Origin of the sequence: Vibrio sp. MMG023 (assembly GCF_021654215.1) — a bacterium.
GTDB classification, from domain to species: Bacteria; Pseudomonadota; Gammaproteobacteria; order Enterobacterales; family Vibrionaceae; genus Vibrio; species Vibrio jasicida.
In genome coordinates this window covers 1-6,188 of the sequence record NZ_JAKFZP010000021.1, presented here as the reverse complement: position 1 = coordinate 6,188, position 6,188 = coordinate 1, and the positions used below count along the sequence as shown (strand labels likewise).

Genomic DNA, 6,188 nt, shown 5'->3' with positions numbered 1-6,188 from the left:
TGAGTAGTCCCTCTAGGTACGGATTTAGGTGGCCCGAATTGACCACGCAACCAAAAAAGATAATTGGTAAATCTTATATCAAAAGGAAATAACTTTGAGAGCTGGTGCTGATAGGCAGACTCGAACTGCCGACCTCATCCTTACCAAGGATGCGCTCTACCACCTGAGCTATATCAGCACTCAAATTAGAGTGGAGCGGGCAGCGGGAATCGAACCCGCATCATCAGCTTGGAAGGCTGAGGTAATAGCCATTATACGATGCCCGCAACACGTAACTCTGAGAGCTATTTCCTAAAGAATATGGTGGAGGGGGACGGATTCGAACCATCGAAGGCAGTGCCGGCAGATTTACAGTCTGCTCCCTTTGGCCACTCGGGAACCCCTCCAAAATTTCATGCCATTCTTACTACAATTGCTTCTTAAAGAAGCAGGAAAGAATGGTGCCGACTACCGGAATCGAACTGGTGACCTACTGATTACAAGTCAGTTGCTCTACCTACTGAGCTAAGTCGGCATAAGTGGTGCGCATTCTATTGAATGATTTTCTAGGTTGCAATAGGTATTTTGAAAAAAATCGTAAAATTTAGCTTTTTAGATTCAATTGCTGCAAATTCATACAAACCTCACTTTTTAAAGCAAACTTTCGAGCTTTGTCGTTTGCTTTAAACGATGCTTGTTGTATGTTCTTGCTCTCTATTAAACCAAGGATCAAAGAGACTCATGAGTCCATTTTTGTCATTTGACCGTGCTGAATGGGCAGAACTACGAAATTCTGTCCCGATGACACTCTCTGAAGACGACTTAACCGCGCTTCAAGGCATTAATGAAAACCTCACTGTAGAGGAAGCGGTAGAGATTTACCTTCCTTTGTCTCGTCTATTGAACTTATATGTTCAAGCTCGTCAGAGTCGCAACTCAGTATTACAGCAATTTCTCAATACAGAAGAGCATGCTCCTCCATTTGTCATCGGTATTGCTGGTAGCGTTGCGGTAGGGAAAAGTACGACTGCGAGGCTGCTGAAGGCCCTTCTATCTCGCTGGGAGAATCATCCAAAAGTCGCGTTAGTGACAACCGACGGTTTCTTATATCCAAAGAAAGAACTGGAAGATAAGGGCATCATGCATCGCAAAGGCTTTCCCGAGTCGTACGACATAAAGCGTTTAGTTGAGTTTGTTTCCGATGTGAAAGCAGGTAAACCTGACCTTACAGTGCCAGTCTATTCCCACATTACCTACGACATTACCGAAGAGCTTAAAACCGTTGAGCAGCCAGATATATTGATCATTGAAGGTTTAAATGTTTTGCAAAGCGGTATGGATTACCCACACGATCCACATCGAGTGTTTGTGTCGGATTTTCTAGACTTCTCTATTTACGTTGATGCTGAAACAGAGACCGTCGAACAATGGTACGTAGAACGATTTTTGAAATTCCGTCGAGGAGCATTCACCAAACCTGGCTCCTATTTTAGCCACTATACCCAACTCTCAGTAGAAGAAGCTAGGAACAAGGCTAAGCAGATTTGGCATGATATTAATGGGCTCAATTTGGAACAGAACATTCTTCCTACTCGAGAAAGGGCCCACTTAATACTGCATAAAGGGCCAAGCCATTTGGTTGATAAGGTATCGTTGAGAAAGTAGTGCTGACTCGTTAATGTTAATCGGTTTTTCTTAAGGAGATCTCGCCGCCAATGTAGGTCTCCAAACCATTGTTGGTTTCTAGTACTACCCCACCTTGTTGATCGATACCTTTTACAATGCCATGAATCTCTCTTGGCCCCATAAGTAGCTTAACCGGACGGTCTATAAAATTATCTAAACGATTCCAACGATCAACAAACCCCGCCAGACCAGTCATTTCATATTCTTCTAGTGCGGTCTTCCAGTGTTCAATAAGGTTGAGTGCCAGAACGGTGCGGTCGATTGTTAAACCATCACTGACTTGATTCAACGTTGTCCAAGGCTGATCAATCTCAGGCTGTATGTCCGGCATCCCAATGTTCAACCCCATCCCGATAACAAGATGAGCGGCACCACCGGCTTGGCCTGACATTTCTACTAAAATACCTGCAAGTTTTTTATCTTGGAAATAGAGGTCATTGGGCCACTTCAACTTCACACCTTGAACGCCCATACTTTCGAGCGCTTCTACTGCCGCAATACCAACAACAAGGCTTAATCCCATTGCTGCAGCCATACCTGCGTCCAGTCGCCAGTACATAGACAAGTAGAGATTTGTCCCAAAAGGTGAAATCCACTGACGGCCACGACGTCCTCTGCCTTTAGCTTGGTATTCCGCTAAACAAACTCTTCCTTTCTCTGACTCATTCACTCTTTCCAGCAAATACTGGTTGGTTGAATCGATAACAGAGATCAGCTCGATTTGACTATCAAGTTTCGCTTTGAGTGTATCTCCGTCTAATAGTTGTAGGGGGTGCGCCAGTTGATAACCTCGGCCTTGGATACGATAGATATCCACACCCCACTCATTTAACCCTTTAATGTGCTTTGCGATTGCTGCTCGAGAGATGCCAAGGCTCTCCCCAAGTACTTCACCTGAATGGAAATCGCTGTCGCTTAACGCTTTGAGGATATGGAGCTTTGCGTTATGTTCTTTTCTCATCGAGCAGCCTCTATCTCAGAAAGGGTTGTCTCAGCATGACTATTCATAAAACGCACTTCATGCTCAAGCTCTATTTGATACTTATCCCAAACCGTTTTCTTTACAAGAGAAGCCAAAGTCACCACATCTTCCGCAGTACAGTTATCCACATTGGTAAGCACTAAAGCTTGTAATGGGTTCACTTGGGCACCGTTAACCGAGGTACCTTTTAGCCCACACTGATCAATCAGCCAACCGGCTGCCACTTTCATCCCACCTTTTGCAGGATAGGCGACCATGGTGTCATGCTGCTGGATGAGTTGATCATAATGATCTTGACTGATCACAGGGTTTTTAAAGAAACTCCCTGCATTACCCACTTTAGTTGGATCAGGTAACTTCTCCATGCGCACTTGGCAAACTCGCTCAAATATTGCGTTAGGGCTAAGTTCTTTTTCAGGAATAGACTGTAGAGGGCCATATTGATTGACGGGTTGCCACGTTTTGGGCAGTTTAAGGCCAAGCGCGGTGATAAAACACTTCTCATACAGAGAATGCTTGAATATCGAATCACGATAACCAAACAGACATTCTTCTGCACTCATACGTGTAGTTTCAAAAGTCTCTAGGTCAAGAACATCAACATAATCACAGATGTTGTTGAGTTCTACTCCATACGCTCCGATGTTCTGAATCGGTGCAGAACCCGCACAGCCAGGGATAAGAGCTAAGTTTTCAAGGCCACCAATATCTTGTTTTACACACCATTCCACTAATGCGGGCCAGTCTTCACCACCATCAATATGCAGCTTGTAATACTCATCCGTTTCACTCACTTGTTTACCAAGTAATCGGTTGATAATCACAAGCCCTTCATAATGCTGAGTAAAGAGCATGTTACTCCCTTTACCTAAAAACAGTTTTGGTAATTTTTTAAAGGTGTCGTCCTTGAACAACTGTATGACATCTTCTACAGATTCAACAATCGCCAAATAGTCGCAAGTTTGCTCGATACCAAATGTATGAAAAGCCTTAAGGCTCGCGTGTTTCTTAATTTCCATAGTGGATTTGCAACGCCAGATGAGATTCTCTTAAACTATGGACATTCTACATTAGTTATCTTTTAGCCGCAGTGACAATACCAGACTCATTAATCATAGAAGTGTTAAATCCGATCAAACTTCCTCTCATTAAGAGGTTGTATAAAGCGCATTATCCGTCAGGCCGAGCCAAACGGGATGAGTTAATCATTACCGCCAGCGTCAAGAATGGCATTGTTGCGCTATTACGAATGAAAACCATCGAAAAATCACGATTGCTTACAGGGATGCTAGTCGTGCCAGAATTTCGTGGGACTGGCGTCGGCAGTGCTCTGCTTACTTATTGCGAAAACACAGTTTTCACCAGTGGTGATTATTGCTTCGCTTTTAAACATTTAGAGAATTATTACGCTCAGCATGGGTTTGAAACCATTGATAGCTCTGAATTGCCAAACTCGTTAAAAATGGCTTATTTGCGGTACGTAGACAGTGGTAAAGATCTCATTCCAATGCAATTCACCACTTCTGACGTTCTAAACGACGTGGTTTTGTAGCCAGAGAATTCATATCTTTGGTAAAATATCAGGTTCGCAATATTGCACTTAATTAAGGTACTCACACCGGTATGATAGTAAGTAGGAACCCATTCGAACAGTTGCCAAGTCTCGCAGTCAAGCCTGAAGACTTTGAAGTTCTGCACGCAGCAGAAACTTTCAGAACTCGTCTTCTTGATGCGATCAGCAAAGCAACGTCGCGAATTTACCTAGTCGCTCTATATCTGGAAGATGATGAAGCTGGACGTGAAATTTTCACAGCGCTTTATGAGGCGAAACAGCGCAACCCTGGATTGGACATCAATATCTGTGTAGATTGGCACCGAGCTCAACGTGGTCTCATTGGTGCAGAGTCATCAGAGGGCAATTCCGCGCTATACAAAGCATTCGCTAAAAAATACCAACATTCGATTCCGGTATACGGCATTCCTGTACGAGGAAGAGAGGTCTTCGGCGTACTGCACTTAAAAGGTTTTATTGTTGACGATACCGTTATTTATAGCGGCGCTAGCTTAAACAACGTCTACCTTCAATACAATGGTCGTTATCGTTTCGACCGTTACCATGTGATTCAACATAAAGCACTTGCTGACTCCATGGTCGGTTTCATCCAGAGTGAGATGATAGCTCACCCAGCAGTAAACGACCTTGCTGGTAAGGACAAACCAGAAACTAAAGAAATCAAAGCTGCAATTCGTCAACTGCGTTCTTCTCTCGCTCGTGCTGATTATGAGTTTTCGCCAGAGAGTGCAACAGAAGAAGAGGTAAAAGTGACTCCTCTTGTTGGCTTGGGTAAGCGACGTAATCAACTCAACATGAAAATCGTTAAGTTACTCGCTGCCGCTCAAAATGAAATCTTCATCTGTACACCTTACTTCAACTTTCCTAAAGCGATTCATCGTGAAGTAAAACGTGCAATGAAACGCGGGGTGAAAGTAACGATTGTTGTTGGAGATAAAACAGCAAATGACTTCTATATTGCTCCGGAAGAAGAATTTAAAACTATTGGTGGTTTGCCATATCTTTACGAATTGAACCTTCGCCGTTTTGCAAAAGCCAACGAAGCGAACATTGCAGCTCGTAAGCTTTCTATCCACTTATGGAAGCACGACAACAATAGCTTCCACCTAAAAGGTATTTGGGTAGATAAACGCTACATGCTCATGACAGGTAATAACCTGAACCCACGCGCATGGTCACTAGACTTAGAAAATGGACTATTGGTGCAAGATAACTACGCTAAGATGACGGATAAGTTTGAGCAAGAAGTAGCAAACATTCTCGAGCATACTCAACTTATCTGTACTTACCGACAGTTAGAAAAGGTAGAAGATTACCCAGAAAGCGTTCAGAAGCTTGTTCGTAAGATCACTCGCATCAAAGCTGACGGCGTACTTAAGCGTATCCTTTAGAAACTAATAAAGAGTCAAAGCCCAGTATGAAAGTACTGGGCTTTTTTGTAGGTTGTAAATCACGGTTCGCCTACCCCTGCCCAACGAACTAAATAGACAAATATTCAGATAACAGGTACTTATCCCTCCCGAAGAAGAAAGAACCGAACCTGAATGTCGGATAGAACATCAAGTAAGCGAACGCACCCGCGTCCGACAAACTTATACTAATACGGTGGAATTGGACCTTTTTCTAAAAACTAAAAGCAAACAAGTTTCATAATCTTTGACTGAAGCTTTGTACATAAAAAGAGGTGGACTGGGCCGGCACTCCGGAGATTCGATAGGAAATGCAGCCAAGCGGACTGCGCACCAAGGGACGCCAAGTTATCCTAATATCACTTGTTAGAAGTGATAAAAACGAAAAAGGCTCCAGCATTTCTGCTAGAGCCTTAAATATGGCAGGGGTGGAGAGATTCGAACTCCCAACACGCGGATTTGGAATCCGCTGCTCTGCCAATTGGAGCTACACCCCTGTAGAAACTACAGTTTATCACATTGTAGATTCAAAAAAACCTCGCAAAAGCGAGGTCTTTGA

The 6,188-nt window shown here is 43.5% G+C and carries 5 protein-coding genes and 5 tRNA genes; 3 read left to right on the top strand and 7 right to left on the bottom strand.

Annotation, left to right across the window (positions count from 1 at the left end; genetic code table 11):
• Nucleotides 1–102: 102 nt before the first annotated feature.
• The 4 genes from L1076_RS26645 to L1076_RS26630 form a co-directional block, all read right to left on the bottom strand.
• A tRNA-Thr gene (locus L1076_RS26645) sits at nucleotides 103–178 on the bottom strand.
• Nucleotides 179–191: 13 nt separating this feature from the next.
• Nucleotides 192–266: transfer RNA gene (locus L1076_RS26640), tRNA-Gly, on the bottom strand.
• Between the two features lie 35 nt (nucleotides 267–301).
• Nucleotides 302–386, bottom strand: a tRNA-Tyr gene (locus L1076_RS26635).
• A gap of 52 nt (nucleotides 387–438) precedes the next feature.
• A tRNA-Thr gene (locus tag L1076_RS26630) sits at nucleotides 439–514 on the bottom strand.
• A 206-nt stretch (nucleotides 515–720) separates the two neighbouring features.
• On the opposite strand from L1076_RS26630, the gene coaA reads away from it, so the two are divergent.
• Nucleotides 721–1,644, top strand: coding sequence for a type I pantothenate kinase (gene coaA / locus L1076_RS26625; RefSeq protein WP_038873865.1), 924 nt, complete (start codon nucleotides 721–723; stop codon nucleotides 1,642–1,644).
• Between the two features lie 16 nt (nucleotides 1,645–1,660).
• Here coaA and birA read toward each other — a convergent pair whose 3' ends face one another.
• Together birA and murB are read right to left on the bottom strand one after the other, a co-directional pair.
• Entirely contained in the window at nucleotides 1,661–2,626 is a 966-nt protein-coding gene (gene birA / locus L1076_RS26620; RefSeq protein WP_237304848.1) for a bifunctional biotin--[acetyl-CoA-carboxylase] ligase/biotin operon repressor BirA, read from the bottom strand.
• On the bottom strand, nucleotides 2,623–3,666 hold the full coding sequence (gene murB, locus L1076_RS26615) for a UDP-N-acetylmuramate dehydrogenase (RefSeq protein WP_042603118.1): 1,044 nt from the start codon (nucleotides 3,664–3,666) through the stop codon (nucleotides 2,623–2,625). Before murB ends, birA begins: the two co-directional genes overlap by 4 nt.
• 101 nt (nucleotides 3,667–3,767) lie before the next feature.
• Between murB and L1076_RS26610 the strand changes: the two genes are divergently transcribed.
• Together L1076_RS26610 and pssA are read left to right on the top strand one after the other, a co-directional pair.
• On the top strand, nucleotides 3,768–4,199 hold the full coding sequence (locus L1076_RS26610) for a GNAT family N-acetyltransferase (protein ID WP_039977247.1): 432 nt from the start codon (nucleotides 3,768–3,770) through the stop codon (nucleotides 4,197–4,199).
• Between the two features lie 71 nt (nucleotides 4,200–4,270).
• Nucleotides 4,271–5,611, top strand: coding sequence for a CDP-diacylglycerol--serine O-phosphatidyltransferase (gene pssA / locus L1076_RS26605; RefSeq protein WP_038873871.1), 1,341 nt, complete (start codon nucleotides 4,271–4,273; stop codon nucleotides 5,609–5,611).
• Between the two features lie 438 nt (nucleotides 5,612–6,049).
• Here the strand turns inward: pssA and L1076_RS26600 are convergent.
• Nucleotides 6,050–6,126, bottom strand: a tRNA-Trp gene (locus L1076_RS26600).
• Nucleotides 6,127–6,188: the final 62 nt, after the last annotated feature.

What these genes read in the sequence shown, in the direction of transcription:
- pssA (WP_038873871.1), top strand. Translation starts at nt 4,271, where the DNA reads ATGATAGTAAGTAGGAACCCATTCGAACAGTTGCCAAGTCTCGCAGTC.
- coaA (WP_038873865.1), top strand. Translation starts at nt 721, where the DNA reads ATGAGTCCATTTTTGTCATTTGACCGTGCTGAATGGGCAGAACTACGA.
- murB (WP_042603118.1), bottom strand. Translation starts at nt 3,666, where the DNA reads ATGGAAATTAAGAAACACGCGAGCCTTAAGGCTTTTCATACATTTGGT.
- birA (WP_237304848.1), bottom strand. Translation starts at nt 2,626, where the DNA reads ATGAGAAAAGAACATAACGCAAAGCTCCATATCCTCAAAGCGTTAAGC.